The following is a 22,944-nucleotide window of genomic DNA, read 5'->3' on the forward strand; positions in this document are numbered from 1 at the left end:
GACGTACCGCATCTGCGAGCGGATTGATCCGGCGAAGGGCGTATGCTCTCGACCGTCGATGCCCAGCCGCGCTGCCGCGGACCACGGCCGGTGATCGCCCTTAGTGGTAGCGACGGTAGAGGCCGGCCAGCCGGCCCTGGATCTTGACCCTGTCAGGACCGAAGATCCGCGTCTCGTAGGTCGAGTTGGCGGGCTCGAGGGCGATCGAGGCGCCTTTCTTGCGCAGGCGCTTCAGGGTGGCCTCGGTGTCGTCGATCAGGGCGACGACGATGTCGCCGCTCTCGGCCGTGTCGGTGCTCTTGATGATGGCGATGTCGCCGTTCTGGATGCCGGCCTCGATCATCGAATCGCCCTGCACCTCGAGACAGTAGTGCGCGCCCGCGCTCAGCAGCGCCATTGGCACGTCGACCGTTGTGGAATTGTCGCGCAGCGCCTCGATCGGCGTGCCGGCAGCAATCCGTCCGTAAAGCGGCAGGCTGAGCGCCTGGGCCTCGTGGGCCATCGCGATGGCGCCCGCAAGCGGGAGGCGCTCGCTACGAATCACCTGGGGAACGAATGCCTCGCGGCCTTCGCTCATGCCGCCGCGGGAAATCAGCGGCGTCACGTTCATTGCCGGCATCGCGGCGGCATCGGGCAGCTTGAGCACTTGCAGCGCCCGCGCGCGATGCGGGAGGCGACGCAGGAAGCCGCGCTCCTCCAAACCGGTGATGAGTCGGTGGATGCCGGACTTCGACTTCAACCGGAGCGCTTCCTTCATTTCGTCGAACGATGGCGACACGCCGTCATCGTTGAGCCGCTTGTTGATGAACATCAGCAGTTCATTTTGCTTGCGGGTAAGCACCGTGTTCTCCCCAACCAGGCTACAAGATTTCGGAACAAATCCTGAAACTAGGCACATGTTCTAGTTTAGTTCCGATTCGCGGTCAAGTTTTCTGGCTGCCTGACAACAGGGTGTGGATAGCGGGGGTGGATCAGTACAGCCCTGGCAACGCGGTAAAGTCGATCACCTGCACTTCGGCACCCGCCTTGCGCGCCGGGTCGTGCGGTGGCCGCACCAGCAGGGCGGACGACCACGCGAGGACCGAAAGCATCGAGCTGTCCTGGACCGGATGAGGTTCCACGACCAGGCCGCCGGAGGCATCGCGCGTCAGCTTGGCGCGCACATAGTCCTCGCGCTGGTCGTTGTCTTTCACGTCCACAGCGAGCCGGGCCGTCGTGGTTGTGACCGGGTCGCCGGCTTGGCGGAGCATCCGTTCCATTGCCGGTCTCACGAAAAGCAGTGCGCAGACCATCGTCGAGACGGGGTTGCCGGGCAGGCCGAGCACGCGCGCCCGGTCGCGCGCGGCGAACATCAACGGCTTGCCCGGGCGCATGGCGATGCGCCAGAAATCCATGGCGAAGCCCTGGGCTTTCAAGGCGTCCTGGACGAGATCGTGGTCGCCGACCGAGGCGCCGCCCAGGGTGATCAGCAAATCGTGCTGCGCTCCGGCGGCGATGCGATCCTCGATCAGCTTCGCATCGTCCCGGGCGATGTCGAACAGGGTGGGCTCGCCGCCCCATGCCCGGACCAGCGCCGCCACGGCGATGCCGGAGGAGGAGACGATCTGGTTGCGGCCGACCGGCTCGCCCGGCATCACCAGCTCGTCGCCGGTCGACAGGATGGCGATGCGCGGCCGGCGATGGACCGACAGCCACGGCACGTTCATGGCCGCCGCCAGCGCCACGTCGCGCGCGGTCAGGATACGCCCCGTCGCGAACGGCTGATCGCCCGCCGTGAAGTCCAGGCCGGCCTTGCGCACATGGCGGCCGACGCGCGGGGCTTCCAGCATGGTGATGGTCTGGCCGTCGGCCTTGGTGTCTTCCTGGATGACGATCGAGTCGGCGCCCATCGGCAGCGGGCCGCCGGTGAAGATGCGCACCGTCTCGCCGCGACCGAGCGCATGATCGTAGGAACCGCCGGCGGGCGCTTCGCCGACAAGCTTGAGCGCCGTCGGCGCCGCCGGAATGTCCTCGGCCCGGACGGCATAGCCGTCCATCGCTGACAGGTCGGCCGGCGGCTGGGTCAGGCGGGCGCGGGGCGGCTGAGCCAGCACGCGGCCGGCGGCGTCGGCCACCGAGATCATCTCCGCCGGCAGGGCATCGAAGGCCGCAACAATGCGGGCATGGGCGTCGCGAACGGAAAGCATCAGGGTGCGTCGTAGGTTCCGGATTTGCCGCCCGACTTGTGCACCAGCCGGACGTCTGAGATCACCATGCCACGATCGACCGACTTGCACATGTCGTAAACGGTCAGCGCGGCGACCGAGGCCGCCGTCAGCGCCTCCATCTCGACGCCGGTGCGGCCCTTGAGCTTGCAGGTTGCCTCGATGTCGACCGCCTTTCGCTTCGTGTCGATCGAAAGCTGCACGTCGACCGAGTTCAGCGCCAGCGGATGGCAGAGCGGGATGAGGTCGGGCGTGCGCTTGGCCGCCATGATGCCGGCGAGCTGGGCCACCGCGAGGACGTCGCCCTTGGCGGCCTTCTTCGTGGCAATCAGCTTCAGGGTAGCCGTCTGCATGATGACGCTGGCGCGCGCCACGGCGACGCGCTCGGTCACATCCTTGGTGCCGACATCGACCATGCGGGCATTGCCGGTGTCGTCGAAGTGGGTGAGCGTCTTGCGGCTCATGCCGCCTCGCGCGCAAGCAGCTGCCGCACCGCCAACTCGACGTCCGGCTTGCGCATGAAGCTTTCGCCGATCAGGAAAGCCGAGGCGCCGGCCCTGGCCATGCGCTGCAGGTCGGCCGGCGAGCCCAGCCCGCTCTCCGCCACCAGCACACGGTCCTTCGGTACGTGCGGCGCAAGCTGCTCGGTGATCGCAAGATCGACCGCCAAAGTCTTGAGATTGCGATTGTTGACACCGACAAGATCACTGTCGATGCGCAAGGCGCGGTCGAGCTCGGCCGCGTCGTGGACCTCGACCAGCACGTCCATGCCCCAACGATGGGCGAGGCGGGCGAGCTCCGCCGCCAAGCCGTCGTCGAGGCAGGCCATGATCAGCAGGATGCAATCGGCGCCCAGCGCGCGCGCTTCCGGCACCTGATAAGGATCGATCATGAAGTCCTTGCGCAGCGCGGGCAGCCGGCAGGCGGCGCGGGCCTGGGTCAGGAACTCGTCCTTGCCCTGGAAGTAGGGCTCATCGGTCAGGACGGACAAGCAGACGGCGCCGCCGCGCTCGTAGGCGCGGGCGAGCGACGGCGGATCGAAATCCGGCCGGATCAGGCCCTTGCTGGGCGAGGCCTTCTTGATCTCGGCGATCAGGCCGTAGCAGCCTGCGTCGATCGCAGCCTTGAGCGCCTTCGCGAAGCCGCGCGGCCCATCGGCGGCCTTGGCGCGCGCCTCGACGTCGGCCAGTGGCCGGCGCGCGATGCACGCGGCCACGTGCCTCTTCTTGTCGGCGACAATGGCGTCGAGCGTGTCGCTCATGCGCAAATCCTCTGGAGAGTGGCGAGAGCGGCCGCGGCGCGGCCGGAATCGATCGACTGGACGGCAAGTGCGGCACCCTGCTTCAGGTCGTGAGCCTTGCCCGCGACCATCAGGGCCGCCGCACTGTTGAGCACGACGATGTCGCGGAACGCGGTCCTCTCGCCGGCCAGCACCTTCTTGATGGCCTCGGCATTGTGAGTGGCGTCGCCACCCTTCAGCTCGGCCATCGCCGGACGACGGATGCCGATGTCCTCCGGGGCGATTTCGATGTCGCTGACCTTGCCGTCTTCGAGGGACGCCGCCCAGGTTGCGGCCGTGGTGGTGATCTCGTCCATGCCGTCCTGGCCATGCACGACCAGCGCCCGCTCGAGGCCGAGCCGGCCCAGCCCTTCGGCGACCGGCTTCAGCCAGCGGCGATCGAAGACTCCGACCAGCTGGCGCTTGACCAGGGCGGGGTTCGACATCGGGCCAAGAAGATTGAAGATCGTGCGGTTGGGCGCCAGCTCGACCCTGGGGCCGGCGACGTTGCGCATCGCTCCATGGTGATGGGGTGCCATCAGGAAGCAGATGTTGGCCTCGACCAGGGCCCGTTCCAACTTTTCCCGCGGCAAGTCTAGTCCGATGCCCAGGGCCGCCAGGACGTCGGCGGCGCCGGACTTGGAGGTGAAAGCGCGATTGCCATGCTTGGCGACCGGCACACCGGCGCCGGCGACGACGAACGCCGAGCAGGAGGACACGTTATAGGTGCCGTGGTGGTCGCCACCGGTGCCTACGATATCGATTGCGCCTTCCGGGGCGCGGATCGTATGGGCCTTGGCGCGCAGGGCACGGGCGCCGCCGGCCAGTTCCTCGGCCGTTTCACCGCGCACCTTCAGCCCCATGAGGAAGGCGCCCATCTGTGCCGGCGTGGCATCCCCGCTGGTCATGATGTCGAAGGCCCGCTCGGCTTCGTCGATGGCCAGCGTCTCACCGTTGCCGACCTTGGCCAGCAGTTTCCGAAAATCGTCGATGTCGCCGCTCACCGGGGTTCCTATTTGGCTCTTGCCGGCGAGGCCGGCGGGCGCGTAGCTATATCACATGGCTCGAGAACTCATCCTGAAGGTCACCGGCATGGACTGCGACGGCTGCGTCAAGGCCGTCACCCGTGCCGCCACGGGCGCCGGCACGGCGCCAATCTCCGTCGATCTCAAGAGCGGCGAGATGCGCCTGCCGGAGGGCGCCGACGTCGCTGCCATCAGCAAGGCGATCCAGCGCGCCGGCTTCGGTGTCGCGCCTTAGAGCGAAATCTCCGGACCTCGTCCGAGGGGGACCACTTCTCTGTCGTCCTGAGCAAGGCGCTTGCGGAGCAAGCGCCGCAAGCGAAGGACATCATCGCCATTGGCCACAAACGTGTTTTGACGCTTCTGGCGATGAGATCGTTCGTTACGCTCAGGATGACATGAGGTTGAATCCGCTCAACTCTAAACTCGAATAATTCCAATACGTTAGAGAAAATTGTGAATCTTCCGAGGAAGCCCTTGTCGATTTCATAAGCATGCTTATTTTAGCCGTGCTTAGGAGATCGATTGATGGAACTGCCTGAACGGAATATCGGCTTTCTGCTGCACGACGTGGCGCGCCTGATGCGCAAGCGTTTCGAGCAGAATGCGCGCGGCCTCGGCCTGACGCGCTCGCAGTGCCAAGTGCTGGCCCATCTGGCGCGTAACGAGGGCATCCAGCAGAGCGCGCTCGCCGACATCCTGGAAGTCGAGCCGATCACCCTGACGCGCATTCTCGATCGGCTCGAGGAGGCCAGCCTGGTCGAGCGGCGCAACCATCCGACGGATCGCCGCATCCGGCTGCTGCATCTCACGAAAACCGCCCATCCGCTTCTGGGCGACATCTTCACCATCGGCGCCGCCACCCGAAGCGAGGCCCTGGAAGGCGTGCCCGAAGCGGAGCGTGATCGCCTGTTGGCGATCCTCTCCGCCATGAAATCCAATCTGCTGACCAAGTCTGGCGGCGAGAGCGGTGAAAGGAGAGCGAACAATGGCTAACAGGGACTTCTTCCGCCGGCTCGGCCATGCGGACGAGGTCGCGGCATCGACCCTGGCCAAGCTGCGGCAACGCAAGACGCTGCGGCGTCTTTTGCTCGCGGCGGGTCCGGTCGTGGTGTTGGCGGGCGCGCTCGCCCTCTACCTGACGGGCGGCCGTTACGTGTCGACCGACAACGCCTACGTCCATGCCGGCAAGCTCACGGTCGCAACCGACGTCTCCGGCATCGTGGCGAAGGTCGCGGTGCACGAGAGCCAGCCGGTCGGGACGGGGCAGGTGCTGTTCACGCTCGATCCCGAGCCATTCCAGATCGCGCTTGCCGGCGCCGAGGCCAATCTCGGCGCCGTGCGCAACCAGCTCACCACGCTGCGCGCGACCTATCTTCAGAAGCAGGCGCAGGTCGAGCAGGCAAAGACCGACGTTGCCTTCTACGAGACCGCTTTCCAGCGCCAGCAGGATCTGCTGAAGCGCGGCGTGTCGGCCCAGGCGACCTTCGATCAGGCCAAGCGCGATCTCGATACGGCGCGCGAGCGGGTCAGCATGGTCCAGCACGACGCCGAGGCGACGCTGGCCCAGCTCGGCGGCAGCGTCGACACGCCCGTCGAGAGCAACCCGACCTGGCTTGCCGCACAGGCGCAGGTCGACAAGGCCCGGCGCGATCTCGCGCGGACGACCGTGCAGGCGCCGATGCCGGGCATCGTCACCAACGTCGATTCCCTGCAGGTCGGCGAGTACCTGCCGGCCTCGCAGGCCGCCTTCAGCCTGGTGTCCTCGGCCGATGTGTGGATCGAGGCCAACCCCAAGGAGTCCGATCTAACCTACCTGAAGCCCGGCGCGCCGGCCGTCGTCACCATCGACGCCTATCCCGGCCGGACGTGGCAGGCGACGGTGACCAGCCTGGCGCCGGCGACCGGCACGGAGTTCTCCGTGCTGCCGGCGCAGAATGCCACCGGCAACTGGGTGAAGGTGGTGCAGCGCGTGCCGATCCGGCTCGCCGTGCAGATACCGGCCGACGCGCCGCCGCTGCGCACCGGCATGAGCGCCACCGTCGAGATCGACACCGGCCATCGCCGCCAGCTCGCCGACCTCGTCGATACGGCGCGGCAGTTCATCGGGCTGTAGACCATGTCCGCCGTCGCTTCCCCAGGCGGCGCCCGGCCGCGCCACACGGCGCTGCTCACGGTCTGCATCATGCTGGCCACCATCATGCAGGCGCTCGACACGACGATCGCCAACGTGGCGCTGCCCTACATGCAGGGCTCGCTCTCGGCGACGACCGACCAGATCAACTGGGTGCTGACCTCGTACATCGTCGCCGCCGCGATCGCGACGCCGATCACCGGCTTCCTGGAGGCGCGGCTCGGCCGCAAGCGGCTGTTTCTGATCGCGGTCGCAGGCTTCACCGGCGCCTCGGTGCTGTGCGGCCTGGCGATGGGCCTGCCGGAGATGGTGCTGTTCCGGCTGGTGCAGGGCCTGTTTGGCGCCTCGCTGGTGCCGCTGTCGCAGGCCGTGCTGCTCGACACCTATCCGCGCGAGCGCCATGGCTCGGCGATGGCGATGTGGGGCATAGGCGTCATGGTCGGCCCGATCCTGGGTCCGACGCTCGGCGGCTGGCTGACCGAGGCCTACAACTGGCGCTGGGTGTTCTACATCAACGTGCCGATCGGCATCTTGACGTTCCTCGGCCTGTCGAGCTACCTGCCGGAGACCAGGACGAGCCGGGGCGGCTTCGACTGGTTCGGCTTCGCCATGCTGAGCATCGCCATCGGCTCGTTCCAGATGATGCTCGACCGCGGCGAGCAGCTCGACTGGTTCTCCTCGACCGAGATCGTGATCGAGGCCGTGCTGGCGGCACTCGCCTTCTATCTCTTCCTGGTGCAGACCTTCACGGTGAACCAGCCCTTCATCGATCCGCACATCTTCAAGGATCGCAACTTCACGATCGGGCTCTGTTTCATCTTCGTGGTCGGCATCATCCTGCTGGCGTCGCTGGCGCTGATCACGCCGTACCTGCAGACCCTGATGGGCTATCCGGTGATCACCGCCGGCCTGGTGCTGGCGCCGCGCGGCATCGGCACCATGGTGGCCATGATGATCGTCGGGCGGCTCATCAACCGACTCGATCCGCGCGTGTTGCTGGGAGCCGGCCTGCTGCTGACGGCGCAGGTGCTGTGGGAGATGACGCGCTTCACGCCCGACGTCTCGGAGTGGACGCTGATCCGCACCGGCGTGCTGCAGGGGATGGGGCTCGGCTTCATGTTCGTGCCGCTCTCGACCATCACTTTCGCGACCCTGCCGGGTGCCTTCCGCACCCAGGGCACGGCGCTCTACAGCCTGGTGCGCAACATCGGCTCCAGCATCGGCATCTCGCTGGTGATCTTCCTGCTGACCCGCAGCACGCAGATCGTGCACGCCGAGCTGGCCGGCCACGTCACGCCGTTCAACGACGCGCTGAGCGCGGTCGGCCATTTCTGGGACATGGCGACGACGGTCGGCCGGGCGGCGCTCAACGCCGAGGTCACGAAGCAGGCCACCGTCGTGGCCTACGCCAACGACTTCAAGTTCATGATGATCGTGGCGCTGGCCGCGCTGCCGCTCATCTTCCTGCTGAAACGCGCCACGGCACAGAAGGGCGAGACGGCGATCCTGGAGTAGATTCATGCGCTGGGACCGTGCCCCTGGCGTGGCGCGGTCCCAGCATCAGAACGCCAGCAGATTGTCGCGAAACTGGGCGTGCTCGTAGGCCTTGCGCACCAGGCCGCGATCCTGCAGGGCAGGGACCAGGCCGTCCTCGATCTCGGCCAGCGTGCGGCGGTTGACGTTGGGCATGGCGAACAGGTAGCCGTCGCCGCCGACCTCCTGCATCACCTCGCCCATGCGCGCCGCGACCGAGTCGGGTGTGCCGACCAGCTCGACCGAATAGTCGACGGCGTTGAAGCTGGCCATGGTCTCGCGAATCGACCGGCCGTTCGCCATCTTGCGAAACTGGTCGAGGTTCGCCTGGTGGCCGTTGGTCGTCACGTGATCGGGCAGCGGCTTGTCGAGATCGAACTTGCCGAAATCGATGTTGGTGACCTTGCCGAAATGCGCCAGGCGCTCGTCGGTGTGCTCGATGGCCAGGCACGCCCGCTTGCGTCGGCGCTCCTGCGCCTCCTCGATGGTCTCGCCCAGGATCGGGTTGATCAGGAAGAGGATCTTGCAGTCCGACGGCTTGCGGCCCTGCGCGATCATGTGCTTGTGCACGTCGTCGCGATAGGCGCGCATCGCCTCGATGCCCTTGGCATGGACCACGATCGTGTCGGCGTGGGCGGCGGCGAACTTGCGGCCGCGCGGCGAGCCGCCGGCCTGGGCGATGACCGGCTGGCCCTGCGGCGCCGGCCCGGAGTTGAGCGGTCCGCGGGTCTGGAAGAACCTGCCATTGTAGTTCACGGCGTGGACCTTGGTGTGATCGACAAGCACGCCGTTCTTGCGATCGGCGACGATCGCGCCGGGCTCCCACGAGCCCCACAGGCCGCGGCAGACCTCCATGTACTCGTCGGCCATGTCGTAGCGCAGGTCATGCTCGGGCATGCCTTGCATGCCGAAGTTCATTGCCGCGAAGTCGGAGCTGCCGGTCACCGCGTTCCAGCCGATGCGGCCGCCCGACACCTGGTCGAGCGTCGCCACCAGGCGGGCCAGCAGATAGGGGTGATAGGCATAGGTGCCGAAGGTCGGCACGATGCCGATGCGCGACGTCACCTGGGTCATCAGCGCCGCCACGACCGAGGGGTCCTGGCGCGGCACCGCAATGCCCTTCTTGAGGTAGATCTCGGTCGAGCCGCCGAAGCTCTCGCCGACGTAGGACGAGTCCTCCAGCAGGATGTAGTCGAAGCATGCCCGTTCCAGCGACCGCGCCATGTTCAGGAACAGCTCGGGCATCATCCAGCTCTCGCCGATGTGCCCGGTCCACGGCTCGCCCCACGCCTGGGCGCTCGACCCTTGGAGAAACCACGCGAGATGAAACGGCTTTGCGGTCACGACCCTGCTACGCTCCCAGATAGGCCTCGCGCACCCGAGGGTGGTTGGCCAGTTCACGCGCGGGACCATCCAGCACGATGCGGCCATTCTCGATCACATAGGCGCGCTTTGCCACCTCCAAGGCCAGCACCGTGTTCTGCTCGACGAGCAGCACGGTGACGCCCTTGGCGTTGATGTCGGCGATGCGCCGATAGACTTCCTCCGACAGGCGTGGCGCCAGGCCGAGCGACGGCTCGTCGAGCAGCAGCATCTTGGGTCGCGCCATCAGGGCGCGCCCGATGGCGAGCATCTGCTGCTCGCCGCCCGACAACGACCAGCCGAGCTGGCTGGACCGCTCCTCGAGGCGCGGGAAGAGGGCGAAGACGTTGTCGAGGTCGGCGGCGGCGCTCATGCCGCGGCGGCGCCACACGGTGGTCGCGACGTCGAGGTTCTCGCGCACCGTGAGACCGGGAAAGATGCGGCGACCTTCCGGCACATGGGCGATGCCGCGTTTGACGCGCGCCTCGGCCGAGCTGTTTCCCAGCGCCTCGCCTTCGAAGCGGATGGCGCCCGATTTCGGCCGCAGCAATCCCGAGATGGTCCGCAGCAGCGTCGTCTTGCCGGCGCCGTTGGCGCCCAGCAGGGCAATCACCTCGCCTTCGGCGACCTCGAGCGAGACGCCGTGCAGCGCCTCGATGGCGCCGTAGGCGACGCCGATCTGCTCAATTCTCAGCATGGCGGTATCCGTGGCCGAGATAGGCTTCCAGCACCTTGGGGTCGGCGCGAACCTCGGCGGGGGTGCCCTCGGCGATCTTCTCGCCGAAGCTGATCACGGCGATGCGATCGGCGACGCGCATCACCAGGCCCATATTGTGCTCGACCAGCAGCAGCGTCAGGCCCTGGGCGCGCAGGCCTTCCAGGATCTCGCGCAGCCGCTCGACCTCGCCCGAGTTGAGGCCTGCCGCCGGCTCGTCGAGCAGCAGCAGCTTGGGCTTGGAGATCAGGGCGCGGGCGATTTCGACCATGCGCTGGCGGCCATACGGCAGGGCGCTGACCAGGCGGTCGACGTCGTCGGCCAGGCCCAGCGTGGCGAGCAGCGCGGTGGCGCGAGAGCGGATCTCGTCCATCTGCTGGCGGACGCCGCCCACGATCGCCGACCAGACCGATTGCGGCAGCAGATGATGGGCGCCGACCATCACGTTCTCGAGCACTGTCAGGCGCTGGAACAGGCGGCCGTTCTGGAAGGTGCGCACCATGCCCGCTGCCGCCACGCGATGGGCCGGCGCGTCGGTGATGTCGCGGCCCTCGAACCGCACCTTGCCGCCCGAGCTCGCGAGGATGCCGGTCAGCACGTTGATCAGCGTGGTCTTGCCGGCGCCGTTCGGACCGATCACCGAGAAGACGCGCCCGGCCGGAATGTCGAGCGAGACGGAGCGGACGGCGTGCACGCCGCCGAAGCTGCGCGACAGTCCGTCGATGGCCAGGATGGTGCTCATGCCGGGAGCGCGCCACTGCGTGGCGCTCTTCCCCTCCTCCCCAACGAAGTTGGGGAGGTGTCCGCGTCTTCGCGGACGGAGGGGTCATGAATCATGGGAGAGGATTGAGCCTGAGGCTCATGACCCCTCCGTCGCGTATGACGCGACACCTCCCCAGCGAAGCTGGGGAGGAGAAGAAGAGCGCCGCGGCGCGGCGCGCCCCCTGCAATGACAACCACATTCGTCATCGTCCCGTCGCCTTCAGCCGTTGGCCGACCATCCCCACCAGGCTCAGCAGGCCCTTGGGCAGGAAGATCAGGATCAGGAGCATCAGGGCACCGAACACGATCAGGTAGGCGGTGCCGAGGTCGCGCATCAGCTCGGGCATGAAGGTGACGATGATGGCGCCGCCGATGGCGCCCAGGATCGAGCCCTCGCCGCCGATGATCAGCATGGCGAGGTAGATGACCGAGTGGCTCAGGGCGAAATCGTCCGGCGCCACGAAGTTGGTCATGTGGGCGAACAGCGCACCGGCCAGGCCGGCATAGACGGCGGAGAGGGCGAAGGCCTGAATCTTGATGCGCGTGACGCCGACCGACGCCGCGCCGGTCGCGATCTCGTCGTCGCGGACCGCGATCATGGCCAGACCGATATGGGAGTTGCGAATGCGCCAGGCGCACCAGGTGGCGACCGCCAGGGCGGCCCAGAGTACATAGAAATAGCGATGATCCGTGCCCAACGCCCAGCCGGGCAGGGCAAGTGGCGGGATGCCGGAAATGCCGTCGGTGCCGCCCATCACCGATTTCCAGTTGGTGGCGACGATGACGAAAGAGACGTTGAATCCCAGCGTCGCCAGGGCGAGGTAATGGCCTTTCAGGCGCAGCATCGGCAATCCGATGGCGACCGCGACGATCCCGGTCCCGATGACCGCTATCGGGATCGAGAGCCAGGGCGTGAGCCCCACCGACGTCGACAGGATGGCGCTGATATAGGCGCCGCAGCCCACGAAACCGGCCTGCGCCAGCGTGATCAGGCCGGCATAGCCGAACGCGAAGTTGAGCCCGATCACGGCGATGGCGGCGATCAGCGCCAGGTTGAGGATGCGGATGCCGTAGCCGCTGATGAAGGCGGGCAGGACCAGGGCCGCCAGGAAGACCAGGCAGGCCGCGATCAGGCCGGGCGGAAGGCGGCGGCCGGTCATGCGCGCTGGCCGATGCGTTCGCCGAAGATGCCCTGCGGCCGCACCAGCAGGAACAGGATCATCACCAGGAAGACCAGCCCGTCCTTGTAGGTCGACGAGATGTAGGCCGCGCCCAGCATCTCGGCCAAGCCGACCAGGATGCCGCCGACGATGGCGCCCGGCACGCTGGAGAAGCCGCCGATGATGATCGCGGCGAAGGCCTTCAGCGCGATCGGATCGCCCATGTTGACGTCGGCGAACCACATCGGCCCGACCAGGATGCCGGCCGCGCCGGTGAGCAGGCCGGCGATGATCCAGGTCAGCACGAACATGCGGTCGACGCCGATCCCCATCAGCCGCGCCGCGTCGCGATCCTGCGCCACTGCCCGCATGCGCGCGCCGATCGCCGTCTGGTAGATGAACAGGTAGAGCAGGCCGATCATCAGGAACGAGACGACGATCACGAACAGCGCGTGGGCCGAAAGGGCCGCACCGAAGACGTCGATGACCTGCCGTCCGAACGGCGAGCGCGGCCGGAACGGCACCGAGCCCCAGGTGATGAGGGCGGCGTTCTGGATGACGATGCCGATCATCACCGTGCCGATGATGACGGTGACCACGGGCCGGTCCTGCAGCGGCCGGAAGACGACGGCGTAGAAGGCCACCCCGAACAGCGCCATCGCCGCCAGCGCGATGGCATACGCCGGCGCCAATGGCAGGTTCATCTGCAGGCTGGTCGAGACGGCGAGGAAGCAGCCGATCGCCACCATCTGGCCGGTCGCGAAGTTCACCACGCCGGTCGCCTCGTTCACCATGATGAAGGCGAGCCCGACCAGCGCATAGACCGACCCGACCGCGAGGCCGCTCACGACGAGCTGGAGGAATTGCTGGGACAAGGATTGGGTCCGGAGTTCATACTCCTCCCCGGCTTCGCCGGGGAGGTGTCGCCGTCATCGGCGACGGAGGGTCATGAGCCTCACGAAGGGTGGCTTCATGACCCCTCCGTCGGCGTAAGACGCCGACACCTCCCCAGCGAAGCTGGGGAGGAGAGCTTGATCTATGACGTGATCGTGCGGATGAAGATCGGGTCGCGGGTGCCGGGCTTGATCGAGAAGACCGCCAGCGAATGGACCATGTTGCCGTCGGCGTCCGTCGTGAAGGTGTTGGTGACGCCCTTGTAGTCCTTCACGGCCTTGAGCTCGTCGCGGATCTTGGTGCGGTCGGGGCCTGCCTTGTCCATCGCCTGCTTCAGGATCCAGGCGGCGTCGTAGTAGCAGGAGCCGAACGGGTCGGGGTCGATCTTGAAGCGGTCCTTGAAGCTCTTGATGTAGGCGGCGACGTCCGGGCCGCGCTCCGGCGCCAGGTAGGCGTCCATCACGCCGTTGACGTGGGCAAGCTCGTCGGGCGCGATCAGGTTGCGCGCTGCCGGCACCATGACACCGGAGGAGATCACCACCGGCAGGTCGATGCCCATCTCCTTCAGGAGCTTCAGCACCAGCGCGCCGTCCTTGCCGTAGCTGATGCAGATCAGGCAGTCGGCGCCGACGTTCTTGAGCTTCTGGAGCTGGGCCGACATGTCGTTGTCGGTGAAGGCATAGGCTTCCATGCCGACGACCTGGGCGCCGGCCGCCTTGACGATCTTCTCGGCCGCGATCGCGCCCGGCTGGCCGAAATCATTCTGCACGTAGATGATGCCGATCTTCTTCTTGCCGAGGCCCTCGGTCGCGTGCTTGGCGAGCGCCAGCGCCTGGAGGCCGTCGTAAGGCCGGATGCGGAACATCCAGGGATTCTTCTTCAGGTGCAGCGCATCGCCGCCGCCCGCATAGACGCACGGGATCTGCGCCTTGGTGACTTCCGGCTCGCTCGCGAGGTTCTGCGTCGTGTAGCTCGACAGGAACACGAACGGCGCATTGGTATCGCGCACCACCTTGAGGAAGGCGTTCACCGCGACGCTGTTCGAATCCTTCACGTCCTCGAACACGATCTTGAGCTTCTTGCCGGCGACGCCGCCCTTGGCGTTGATCTCGTCCTGCACCATCTGCAGCGAGTAGTGATACTGCTGGCCCGACACGTTGAACGGGCCGGTGATCGGCACCATGGCGCCGACCGCGATCTCGCCCGACTGGGCCGAGAGTCGCTGCGACCAGATGGTGATGCCTGCGGTGGCGGCTGCTCCCGCCATGACCTTGCGTCGACCGAATAAGCGCTTGCTCTGCATGACCTGTCTCCCTTCCCCGTTCCCCGAACTCAGTCCGCGGCGCTGGCCAGCGGATAGAAGCGTGCCGCCTCCTCGGCGGTGATGTAGCCGCGGGCGACGTCGCGCTGGACCAGCGCCGGATCGCGCGCGTGCGGATCGCCGTAGCCGCCGCCGCCCGGCGTGCGCACCTGCACCCAGTCGCCGGGCTGCAGCTCGTAGCCCTCGCCCTTGGAGATGTGCTCCGGCACGGTCGTGCGGCCACTCTGGCTTACGATCAACTCGTTGGTCGCGCCGGCCAGGCCGCCTTCGAGGCCGGGTGGGCCGTCGCGCCCGTGATCCATCAGGAAGGATGCCGTCGCCATGCCGCGCAGCAGGCGCACGCGATAGCTCACGCCATACCCGCCGCGATGCCGGCCTGCGCCCGATGAATCTTCGCGCAGGGCGTATTCCTCGAACACCAGCGGATAGTGCTGTTCCAGGATCTCGACCGGCTGCGTCTTGGAGATGCCGACGGTCGAGCAGCCGTTGGTCAGCCCGTCGGTCTCCCACCAGCCGCCGTAACCGCCGCCCGAGAAGAAGTACATGATGTAGTTGCGGTCCTCGCCAGGGTCGTAGCCGCCCATGCTGAAATTGCCGCTGGTGCCGGCGGGGGCCGCGAACATGCGATCGGGGATCGCCTTGCCCATGGCGCCGAACACCGCCTCCATGATGCGCTGCGCCACTTCCGAGGCGCAGCCGGCGACCGGCCGCGGATATTCGCCGACCAGGAAGGTGCCGACGGGTTTCTTGATGTGCAGCGGCGCGAAGCAGCCGGAGTTGATCGGCACGTCGGGGAAGATGTGCTTGATCGCGACATAGACCGCCGACTGCGTGGCGCCCCACACGCCATTGAGCGGCCCCTTGCAGGGCGGGCTGGAGCGCGAGAAGTCGAAGTGGATGTCCGACCCGCGCACCGTCATGTCGAGCGCGATCTCGAGCGGCTCGTTCACGATGCCGTCGCTGTCGACGAAGCTCGAGAAGCTGTAGGTGCCGTCGGGTACGCTGTCGATGTAGGCGCGCATCTGCTGTTCCGAGCGTGCCTTGAGCTCGACGATCGCCGCTTCGACGGTGTCGGCGCCATAGCGGTCGAGCAGGGCGGTGAGGCGCCGCTCGCCGACGGTGAGGGCGCCGACCTGGGCCTTGATGTCGCCGATCCGCTCCTCGGGCACGCGGATGTTGTTCAGCACCATGTCGACGATGTCGGAGACGAGCTCGCCGTTGCGGCAGAGCTTGACCGGCGGGATGCGCAGCCCTTCCTGCTGGATCTCGGTCGCCTTGGTGGCGAAGCCGCCGGGCACCATGCCGCCGGTATCCGGCCAGTGCCCCGTGTTGGACAGGTAGCACCACAGCTTCCCGCGATAGAAGAACGGCTTCACCATCTTGACGTCCATCAGATGGGTGCCGCCCAGATAGGGGTCGTTGATGATGATGACGTCGCCCGGCTCGAGATCGCGCCGACGCTCGATCACCGCCTGGGTGGTGAATTGCATGACGCCGACGAAGATCGGCAGCCCCATCTCGCCCTGGGCGATCACCTCGCCGGTGTCGCGATGGTAGATGCCGTTGGAGCGGTCGAAGGCTTCCGAGATGACCGGCGAGAACGAGGTCTTCTCGTGCACCAGGTCCATCTCGCTGGCGATCTGGCGCAGGCCGTTCTGGATGACGGCGAGGGTGACGGGATCGAGTGCCATGGCGATGCTCCTCAGACCGGCTGCTCGCCGACGGTGATCACGATATTGCCGAGCGGATCGACGACGGCGCTGGCGCCGGGATCGATCAGGATGGTGGTGTCGAGCTGCGACACGATGGCAGGGCCGTCGATCTTCGCGCCGACCGGCAGCGCATCGCGGCTGTAGAGCGCCGTGTCGAGCCACTTGCCGGCGAAATAGACCGGGCGGGCGCCGCGCCGGGCCTCCGCCATGGTGCCGCCCGGCCGCGGCGCGAAGATCGAGAAGTCGACGCGCGAGCGGCGGCCGAAGCTCGCCGTGCGCAGGTTCGACAGGATCGCCGTCATCTCGGTGAGCTCGATGTCGAAGCGTTCCCGGTAGCGCGCCTCGAGGCTCGCCAGCACGGCCGCCGGGTCGAACGGCCGCTCGACGGCGACGCGCATGACGTGGCTCTGGCCGCGATAGAGCAGGTCGGCCTCGTAGATCGTGTCGATGCGCTCGATCGGCACGCCTTCGGCTTCGATCAGGGCACGGCCCTCGGCCTCGTACTCGCCGTACAGCCGGTCGACCATCGCCGGATCGACCGACTTCAGGGGTTGGTTGAGGGTGCGCACGAAATCGTGGCGCAGGTCGGCCAGCACGCAGCCCAGCGCCGAGGTGAGGCCCGGGAAGCGCGGCACGAGAACCGTCGGCACGCCGAGCTCGCGCGCCAGCGCCACGGCATGCAGCGGCCCGGCGCCGCCGAACGGGAACAAGGCGAAGTCGCGCGGATCGTAACCCTTCTCGATCGACACCAGCCGGATGGCGCTTGCGAGATGGTTGCTGGCGATGGTGATGATGGCCGCTGCCGCCTGCACGGCGTCCAGGCCGAGCGGGGCGCCGATCCTCTCGACGATCGCGGCCTTCACCGCCTCGATCGGCACGCCGCCGGCGACGCCGGGCAGGGCGGTCGGGTCGAGCTTGCCCAGCACCAGGTTGGCGTCGGTGACGGTGGGCTCGGTGCCGCCGCGGCCGTAGCAGATCGGTCCGGGATTGGCGCCGGCGCTGTCGGGACCGACCTGCAGGATGCCGGCCTTGCTGATGCGCGCGATCGAGCCGCCGCCGGCGCCGATCGTGTGGATGTCGATCATCGGCACGCGGATCGGCACGCCGTAGGCGATGTCCTTCTCGGCCGAGAGGGCAGGCTCGCCGCCGCGGATCAGCGTCACGTCGAAGCTGGTGCCGCCCATGTCGCAGCCGATCAGGTTGGGATGGCCGGACTGCTCGCCGATGCGCGCTGCCGCGAGCGCGCCGGCGGCGGGGCCGGACATCACGGTCTGCACGGCATAGTCGGCGGCGACCCGGCCGCTCATCGTGCCGCCGTTGCCTTGCATGACCAGCAGCTCGCTGGGGAAGCGGGCGAGCTTCAGCTCCTTCTGCAGCCGCCCGAGATAGCGCGCCATGATCGGCTGGATGTAGCCGTTGATCGCCGCCGTCGTGCCGCGCTCGAACTCGCGGACCTCGCGCAGGATATCGGAGCCGACCGAGATGTAGGGGTTGGGCCACAGCTCGCGCGCGATCTCGGCGGCGCGCAGCTCATGCGCCGGATTGACGTAGGAATGCAGGAAGCTGATCACCAGCGCCTCAGCCCCGCCGGCGATGAGCTGGCGGATGGCGCGCCGCACGGCTTCGTCGTCGAGCGGCGTCAGCACGTTGCCGCTCGCGTCGAGTCGTTCCGGCACCTCGACGCGCAGCTGGCGCGGAATGACGGCTTCGAAGCTGCCGATCATGCCGTAGCCGTAGGGGCGGGTGCGCCGTCCCAATTCGAGCACGTCGCGAAAGCCGACCGTGGTGATGAGGCCGCACACGACGCCTTTCCGCTCGAGGATCGCGTTGGTGCCGACGGTGGTGCCGTGCACCAGCGAGATGAGAGCCTCGGTCGCGAGGCCGCTGTCGCGGATGCCGGCCATCATGCCGCGCGACTGATCGTCGGGAGTCGAAGGGACCTTGGTGACGCGGAATTGGCGCTCGCCTTCATCCACGAAGAGGAGATCAGTGAACGTTCCGCCGACGTCGACGCCAGCCTGCCATTGCCCCATCCGAGATGCCCCCTCTACCTCGTCGTCATCGACAAGGGACGTACGCTAACGCGCCTCACGCTCGGACACCGCATATTCTGTCCCAATACTGCTATGCATGCCCAGTGTGATTAGCAATAGCCGCGCCAGCTCCGAGGCCGACGGGCTGGCCGGAACGAGATCGAGGAGCCGCGAGCGGTTCTTTGCTGGAAGCGCGCTCTCGGCACCTATGGCCGTGCGGCCCTGGCCGGCTTTCCGGATCGTGCGCGTTGCCCCAGCCGTTTCGGCCTGCACAGTGACTCTCGCGGTTGCTTCCTTGCCTGCAGACCAGGAGACTTGGCAACGCACCATGATTACCCGTGGCACACGACTTGCTGGCCTGACGAATGATGCCTGAAGGCAACCTCCCGGCGCTCGAAGCGCGCGTCCGCCGCGACATCGAGATGACGGCGCATCCGCGCATGGAGTGGATGAAGCCGCGGATGTTCCGCGGCCGGCCCGCGCTCGATGTGCTGATCATCGGCGCAGGGCAATCCGGCCTCTGCATTGCCTTCGCTCTGATGCGCGATCGCGTGAGCAACCTCCTGGTGATCGACCGCGCACCGGCTGGCCGCGAGGGCCCCTGGGTCACCTTTGCCCGCATGCCGACCCTGCGCAGCCCGAAGGACCAGACCGGCCCCGATCTCGGCATCGCCAGCCTGACCTTCGAGGCCTGGTACGATGCGACCGAGGGCGCCGGCGCCTTCGCGGGCCTCGGCCTGATTCCCAGCCAGGCGTGGCACGATTACCTGCAATGGTATCGGCGGGTTCTCGATCTGCCGGTGCGCAACGACACCGAGGCGGTGGCGATCGCGCCGGGAGCGCTCGACGATGGCGGACGCTGCCTGGTGGTGACGCTGGCCAGCGGCGAGGTGCTGGCCGCCCGCAAGCTGGTGCTGGCGACCGGCCAGGACGGCACCGGCGAATGGTGGATGCCCGATTTCGTGCGCGCGCTGCCGGCCGATCGCCGCGCGCACACCTGCGAGATCATCGATTTCGAGCGGCTGCGCGGCAAGGTCGTCGCGGTGCTCGGGGCGGGCGCCTCGGCGATGGACAATGCCTCGGTGGCGCTCGAGCACGGCGCCGAGGCGCATCTGTTCTGCCGGCGGGCGCAGCCCGGGGTCGTGCAGCGCTATCGCTGGCTGACCTTCGCCGGCTTTCTCAAGCACATCGGCGAGATGCCCGACGAATGGCGCTGGCGCCTGGTGGGCACCATCTTGCGCGCCCGCGAAGGATTTCCCGCCGACACCTACAAGCGGGCGATGGCGTTCCCGCACTTCGCCATGCATGTCGGCCGGCCGTGGACCGATGCGACGATGGAGGACGGACGCATCCGCCTCGACACGCCGCGCGGGCCGTTCCATGCCGACTACGCGATCTGCGGTACCGGCATCCACCAGGACATCGGGCTGCGGCCCGAGCTGGCGGGCTACGCCGACAAGATCGCCCTGTGGCGCCACCGGTATACGCCGCCGCCCGGCGAGGAGGATGAGCTGCTGGGTGCTTATCCGTATCTCGGCCCGGACTACGCCTTCCTCGAGCGCACACCCGGCGAGGCGCCCTGGCTGGCCGACATCCACCTCTTCGGCATCGGCTCGACCATGAGCTTCGGCCCGTCAGGCAGCAGCATCAACGCCATGACTACCGCGGTGCCCAAGGTCGCCGCCGCCGTGACCCGCGGCCTGTTCGCCGGCGACCTGCCGCGGCATTGGGCGTCGCTCCAGGCCTACGACGTGAAGCAGGTCGAATTGGACTGGAGCCGGATCGAGCAGGGGTGACTCATGTTCTTCCCGACCGCGAGCGTCTTCTGGACCGTGGGCGTCCCGCCCGCCCGGCGCGACGCGCCGTTCATGAGCGCGCCGAAGAGCGGGCGAGACGCCCGCAGTCCGGAAGAGCATGAAAGAGAAAGGTCCCTCGCTGCGCTCGGGATGACACCGGGGGGACCTTTCTTCTCCTGAAGGAGCGCGCCCCTCACTCGATCTTCACGCCGGCATCGCGGACGATCTTGCTCCACTTGGTGTTTTCCAGCGCGATGTAGGCCTCGAACTGCTGGCGCGATTCGCCGGCCGGCACGAAGGCGAGATCGTTGAGCCGGGCCAGCACCTCCGGCTCCTTGAGGATGCGCATGACCTCGGCGCTGATCCTGTCGAGGATCGGCTCCGGCGTGCGCGCCGGCGCCGACAGGCCGATCCAGCCGACGGCGACCACGCCCGGCAATCCCTGCTCGGCGATCGTCGGCAGGTCGGGCAGGAACGGCGAGCGCCGCTGGTCGGCGATGCCGAGTGCCTTCACCTTGCCGGTGCGCACCGGGCCGACGGCGCCGGGAATGGCGTCGGACATCAGCTGGATGTCGCCGCTCTGCAGGGCCAGCAGGGCGTCGGCGTTGCCCTTGAAGGGCACGTGCGTGAGCTTGATGCCGGCGGCGCTGCGCAGCATCTCGACCGCGAGATGGCTCGCCGATCCGTTGCCCGACGAGCCGTAGTTGAGATCGCCGCCCGCCTTGGCCTTTGTGATCAGGTCCTGCACCGAGCTGATGCCGCTCTTGAGGCTGGCCATCAGCACCTGCGGCGTGAGGCCGATGTTGGCGATCGGCGCGAAGTCCTTCTGCACGTCGTAGGGCAGGCGGGGGTAGATCGCCGGCGCGATGCCATGGGTGGAGATCGTCACCATCACCAGCGTGTAGCCGTCGGGCGGCGCCTTGGCGGCGACGTCGGCGCCGATGCTGCCGCCGGCGCCCGGGCGGTTCTCGGCCACGACCTGCTGGCCGAGCGTCTTGGTCAGCTGGTCGGCCATGACGCGCGCCAGGATGTCGGTCGACTGGCCGGGCGGAAACGGCACGATGATGCGGATTGGCTTGGCCGGCCATTGCTGCGCCTGCGTGCCGATCGCCGCCAACGTCGCACCCGTCGCCGCGAGGAAGGCACGACGCGAAGGGATCGCAGTCATCAGGCGGCCTTCTTCTTGCTCTGCTGCGAGGGATGATCGCCGGCGATCTTGAGGAAGTTCTCGAGGATCTTGTGGCCGTGCTCCGAGGCGATGCTCTCGGGATGGAACTGCACGCCGTGGATCGGCAGGGTGCGATGGCGCAAGCCCATGACGATCTCGCCGGTCTCGGCCGTCACCTCGAGATCCGCAGGGAACCCGGCGCGATCGACGATCAGCGAGTGATAGCGCGTCGCGCGGAACGGCGAGGGGACGTCCTCGAACACGCTCTGCCCTTTGTGCTCGACGGCCGACAGCTTGCCGTGCATCGGCGCCGGCGCCCGCACCACCTTGCCGCCGAACACCTGGCCGATCGCCTGGTGGCCGAGGCAGACGCCGAACAGCGGGACGTGGGTGCGGGCCGCCGCCTCGACCAGGGCCATGCAGATGCCGGCCTCGTTGGGGGTGCACGGGCCGGGCGACAGCACGATGCCGGCCGGCTTCAGCGCCAGCGCCTCGTCGACCGTGATCTGGTCGTTGCGATGGACGATGCAGCGCGCCCCGAGATCGCCCAGGAAGTGGACGAGATTGTAGGTGAAGCTGTCGTAGTTATCGATAAGCAGCAGCATGTTTCCGATCTCCTCCCCACGCAGTGGGGAGGTGTCGCGTCATACGCGACGGAGGGGTCATGGCTCATGGCCGGGGGCGCGCCACTCCGTGGCGCTCTTCTTGTTGATTACCAGGAAGATTGCGCCACAGAGTGGCGTGCTCCCGGCCATGACCCCTCCGTCGCCGTGAGACGGCGACACCTCCCCAGCGAAGCTGGGGAGGAACACCGCTAGAGCACCCCGCCTTCTGGAGCAAGCCATCGGGCGAACTTTACGGTAATGTGACGGCCAGAAACCGAAGAAGCCGAATTGGTCGTCGAGCCCTTCATCGTGGCGCTGCTGCTGGCGGCAGCGCTGATGCATGCCACCTGGAACGCCATCCTGAAGTCTGACCAGTCGGACCGGCTGGCGACGTTCGGTGTGATCATGACCACCGGCACCGTGATGGGTCTCGCTGCCGTGCCGTTCCTGCCGTGGATCGAGGCGGCGGCATGGAAGTACCTCGTCGCCTCGGTGCTGATCCATGTTCTCTATTACATCTTCCTGCTGAAAGCCTACTCGTATGGCGATCTCAGCCACACCTACCCGATCGCCCGCGGCATGGGCCCGCTGCTGGTCGCGCTGGTGTCGGGGCGCTTCATCGGTGAGCACCTGCGCGGCCAGGACATTCTAGGCGTCCTGCTCCTCAGTGCCGGGCTAGTCGCCCTGGCGATCCCGCTGCGCCGCGTCGCGCCGCGGCCGGGCGCCCGCTTCGGGCTCGCGACGCTGTTCGCCGTGCTGACCGGCTTCACCATCGCCGCCTACATCATCGCCGACGGCCTCGGCGTGCGTAGCGCTGGTTCGACCTTCGAGCATCGCCTCGCCTATATCGCCTGGCTGTGCGTCGTCGAGGGGCCGTGGCTGCTGGTCCTGGCCTTCGCGCTTCGGCCTGCAAGAGTGTGGACCCATCTTCGCCGCACCTGGTGGCGCGGCGTGATCGGCGGGCTGATCGCCAATGTCGGTTACGGAATTGCGATCTACGCCCTGGTTCTGGGGCCAATGGCCCATGTGGCGGCGCTGCGTGAAACTTCCGTCCTGTTTGGCGCCTTGATAGGCACTCTGGTGCTGGGCGAGCCATTCGGCGTGCGCCGCGTCGCTGCGGCATTCGTGATCGTCGTGGGACTTGTGCTGATGAACGGACCGGCGCTCTTCTAAAGCGATTTCCGATCGGGGCTCGCCCCGATCGGAAATGCGCGCCCCGGGTCGTTGCAACAGGTATGTTCTGG

General features: G+C 67.4%; 21 protein-coding genes. 6 read left to right on the plus strand and 15 right to left on the minus strand.

Annotated features, from left to right (window positions below; genetic code table 11):
* Positions 1–100: 100 nt before the first annotated feature.
* The 5 genes from lexA to trpD all read right to left on the minus strand — a co-directional run bounded on the left by lexA (position 101) and on the right by trpD (position 4,475).
* On the minus strand, positions 101–841 hold the full coding sequence (gene lexA, locus ACILR9_RS10405; protein ID WP_395709848.1) for a transcriptional repressor LexA: 741 nt from the start codon (positions 839–841) through the stop codon (positions 101–103).
* A gap of 130 nt (positions 842–971) precedes the next feature.
* A complete protein-coding gene (gene glp, locus ACILR9_RS10410; RefSeq protein WP_395709849.1) occupies positions 972–2,186 on the minus strand; it encodes a gephyrin-like molybdotransferase Glp in 1,215 nt (404 codons plus the stop codon).
* Entirely contained in the window at positions 2,186–2,668 is a 483-nt protein-coding gene (gene moaC / locus ACILR9_RS10415) for a cyclic pyranopterin monophosphate synthase MoaC (protein WP_395709850.1), read from the minus strand. Before moaC ends, glp begins: the two co-directional genes overlap by 1 nt.
* Positions 2,665–3,465: an indole-3-glycerol phosphate synthase TrpC gene (trpC, locus tag ACILR9_RS10420; protein WP_395709851.1), complete on the minus strand. Its 801-nt coding sequence runs from the start codon at positions 3,463–3,465 to the stop codon at positions 2,665–2,667. The genes moaC and trpC overlap by 4 nt, the downstream gene beginning before the upstream one ends.
* The gene (gene trpD / locus ACILR9_RS10425; RefSeq protein WP_395709876.1) at positions 3,462–4,475 is read right to left on the minus strand and encodes an anthranilate phosphoribosyltransferase; all 1,014 of its coding nucleotides are present in this window, start codon (positions 4,473–4,475) and stop codon (positions 3,462–3,464) included. Before trpD ends, trpC begins: the two co-directional genes overlap by 4 nt.
* A 67-nt stretch (positions 4,476–4,542) precedes the next feature.
* On the opposite strand from trpD, the gene ACILR9_RS10430 reads away from it, so the two are divergent.
* The 4 genes from ACILR9_RS10430 to ACILR9_RS10445 all read left to right on the plus strand — a co-directional run bounded on the left by ACILR9_RS10430 (position 4,543) and on the right by ACILR9_RS10445 (position 8,154).
* Positions 4,543–4,743: a heavy-metal-associated domain-containing protein gene (locus ACILR9_RS10430; protein WP_395709852.1), complete on the plus strand. Its 201-nt coding sequence runs from the start codon at positions 4,543–4,545 to the stop codon at positions 4,741–4,743.
* Between the two features lie 290 nt (positions 4,744–5,033).
* Entirely contained in the window at positions 5,034–5,501 is a 468-nt protein-coding gene (locus ACILR9_RS10435; protein ID WP_395709853.1) for a MarR family winged helix-turn-helix transcriptional regulator, read from the plus strand.
* Positions 5,494–6,621 carry an HlyD family secretion protein gene (locus ACILR9_RS10440; RefSeq protein WP_395709854.1) on the plus strand — a complete coding sequence of 376 codons (1,128 nt, stop codon included), beginning with the start codon at positions 5,494–5,496 and terminating at the stop codon, positions 6,619–6,621. The genes ACILR9_RS10435 and ACILR9_RS10440 overlap by 8 nt, the downstream gene beginning before the upstream one ends.
* A 3-nt stretch (positions 6,622–6,624) precedes the next feature.
* Positions 6,625–8,154 (plus strand): DHA2 family efflux MFS transporter permease subunit, encoded by a 1,530-nt coding sequence (locus tag ACILR9_RS10445; protein WP_395709855.1) that lies wholly within the window; start codon positions 6,625–6,627, stop codon positions 8,152–8,154.
* A gap of 45 nt (positions 8,155–8,199) precedes the next feature.
* Here the strand turns inward: ACILR9_RS10445 and ACILR9_RS10450 are convergent, their stop codons facing one another.
* The 8 genes from ACILR9_RS10450 to ACILR9_RS10485 all read right to left on the minus strand — a co-directional run bounded on the left by ACILR9_RS10450 (position 8,200) and on the right by ACILR9_RS10485 (position 18,131).
* Positions 8,200–9,516 (minus strand): NtaA/DmoA family FMN-dependent monooxygenase, encoded by a 1,317-nt coding sequence (locus ACILR9_RS10450; protein ID WP_395709856.1) that lies wholly within the window; start codon positions 9,514–9,516, stop codon positions 8,200–8,202.
* A gap of 7 nt (positions 9,517–9,523) precedes the next feature.
* Positions 9,524–10,231 (minus strand): ABC transporter ATP-binding protein, encoded by a 708-nt coding sequence (locus ACILR9_RS10455; RefSeq protein WP_395709857.1) that lies wholly within the window; start codon positions 10,229–10,231, stop codon positions 9,524–9,526.
* Positions 10,218–10,991: an ABC transporter ATP-binding protein gene (locus tag ACILR9_RS10460; RefSeq protein WP_395709858.1), complete on the minus strand. Its 774-nt coding sequence runs from the start codon at positions 10,989–10,991 to the stop codon at positions 10,218–10,220. The genes ACILR9_RS10455 and ACILR9_RS10460 overlap by 14 nt, the downstream gene beginning before the upstream one ends.
* 223 nt (positions 10,992–11,214) lie before the next feature.
* Positions 11,215–12,171: a branched-chain amino acid ABC transporter permease gene (locus ACILR9_RS10465; protein WP_395709859.1), complete on the minus strand. Its 957-nt coding sequence runs from the start codon at positions 12,169–12,171 to the stop codon at positions 11,215–11,217.
* A complete protein-coding gene (locus tag ACILR9_RS10470) occupies positions 12,168–13,046 on the minus strand; it encodes a branched-chain amino acid ABC transporter permease (protein ID WP_395709860.1) in 879 nt (292 codons plus the stop codon). Before ACILR9_RS10470 ends, ACILR9_RS10465 begins: the two co-directional genes overlap by 4 nt.
* Before the next feature lie 161 nt (positions 13,047–13,207).
* Positions 13,208–14,368 (minus strand): ABC transporter substrate-binding protein, encoded by a 1,161-nt coding sequence (locus tag ACILR9_RS10475; protein ID WP_395709861.1) that lies wholly within the window; start codon positions 14,366–14,368, stop codon positions 13,208–13,210.
* A gap of 29 nt (positions 14,369–14,397) precedes the next feature.
* Positions 14,398–16,077: a hydantoinase B/oxoprolinase family protein gene (locus ACILR9_RS10480; protein ID WP_395709862.1), complete on the minus strand. Its 1,680-nt coding sequence runs from the start codon at positions 16,075–16,077 to the stop codon at positions 14,398–14,400.
* 11 nt (positions 16,078–16,088) lie between these two features.
* Positions 16,089–18,131, minus strand: a complete 2,043-nt coding sequence (locus tag ACILR9_RS10485) for a hydantoinase/oxoprolinase family protein (protein WP_395709863.1) — start codon at positions 18,129–18,131, stop codon at positions 16,089–16,091.
* 368 nt (positions 18,132–18,499) lie between these two features.
* Between ACILR9_RS10485 and ACILR9_RS10490 the strand changes: the two genes are divergently transcribed.
* Positions 18,500–19,927 carry an FAD/NAD(P)-binding protein gene (locus ACILR9_RS10490; RefSeq protein WP_395709864.1) on the plus strand — a complete coding sequence of 476 codons (1,428 nt, stop codon included), beginning with the start codon at positions 18,500–18,502 and terminating at the stop codon, positions 19,925–19,927.
* A gap of 193 nt (positions 19,928–20,120) precedes the next feature.
* Here the strand turns inward: ACILR9_RS10490 and ACILR9_RS10495 are convergent, their stop codons facing one another.
* Together ACILR9_RS10495 and ACILR9_RS10500 are read right to left on the minus strand one after the other, a co-directional pair.
* Positions 20,121–21,095, minus strand: a complete 975-nt coding sequence (locus ACILR9_RS10495) for a Bug family tripartite tricarboxylate transporter substrate binding protein (protein ID WP_395709865.1) — start codon at positions 21,093–21,095, stop codon at positions 20,121–20,123.
* A complete protein-coding gene (locus ACILR9_RS10500) occupies positions 21,095–21,700 on the minus strand; it encodes an anthranilate synthase component II (RefSeq protein ID WP_395709866.1) in 606 nt (201 codons plus the stop codon). Before ACILR9_RS10500 ends, ACILR9_RS10495 begins: the two co-directional genes overlap by 1 nt.
* Positions 21,701–21,988: 288 nt before the next feature.
* On the opposite strand from ACILR9_RS10500, the gene ACILR9_RS10505 reads away from it, so the two are divergent.
* Positions 21,989–22,873, plus strand: coding sequence for an EamA family transporter (locus tag ACILR9_RS10505; protein WP_395709867.1), 885 nt, complete (start codon positions 21,989–21,991; stop codon positions 22,871–22,873).
* Positions 22,874–22,944: the final 71 nt, after the last annotated feature.

The organism is Reyranella sp. (assembly GCF_044224635.1).
Lineage (GTDB): Bacteria > Pseudomonadota > Alphaproteobacteria > Reyranellales > Reyranellaceae > Reyranella.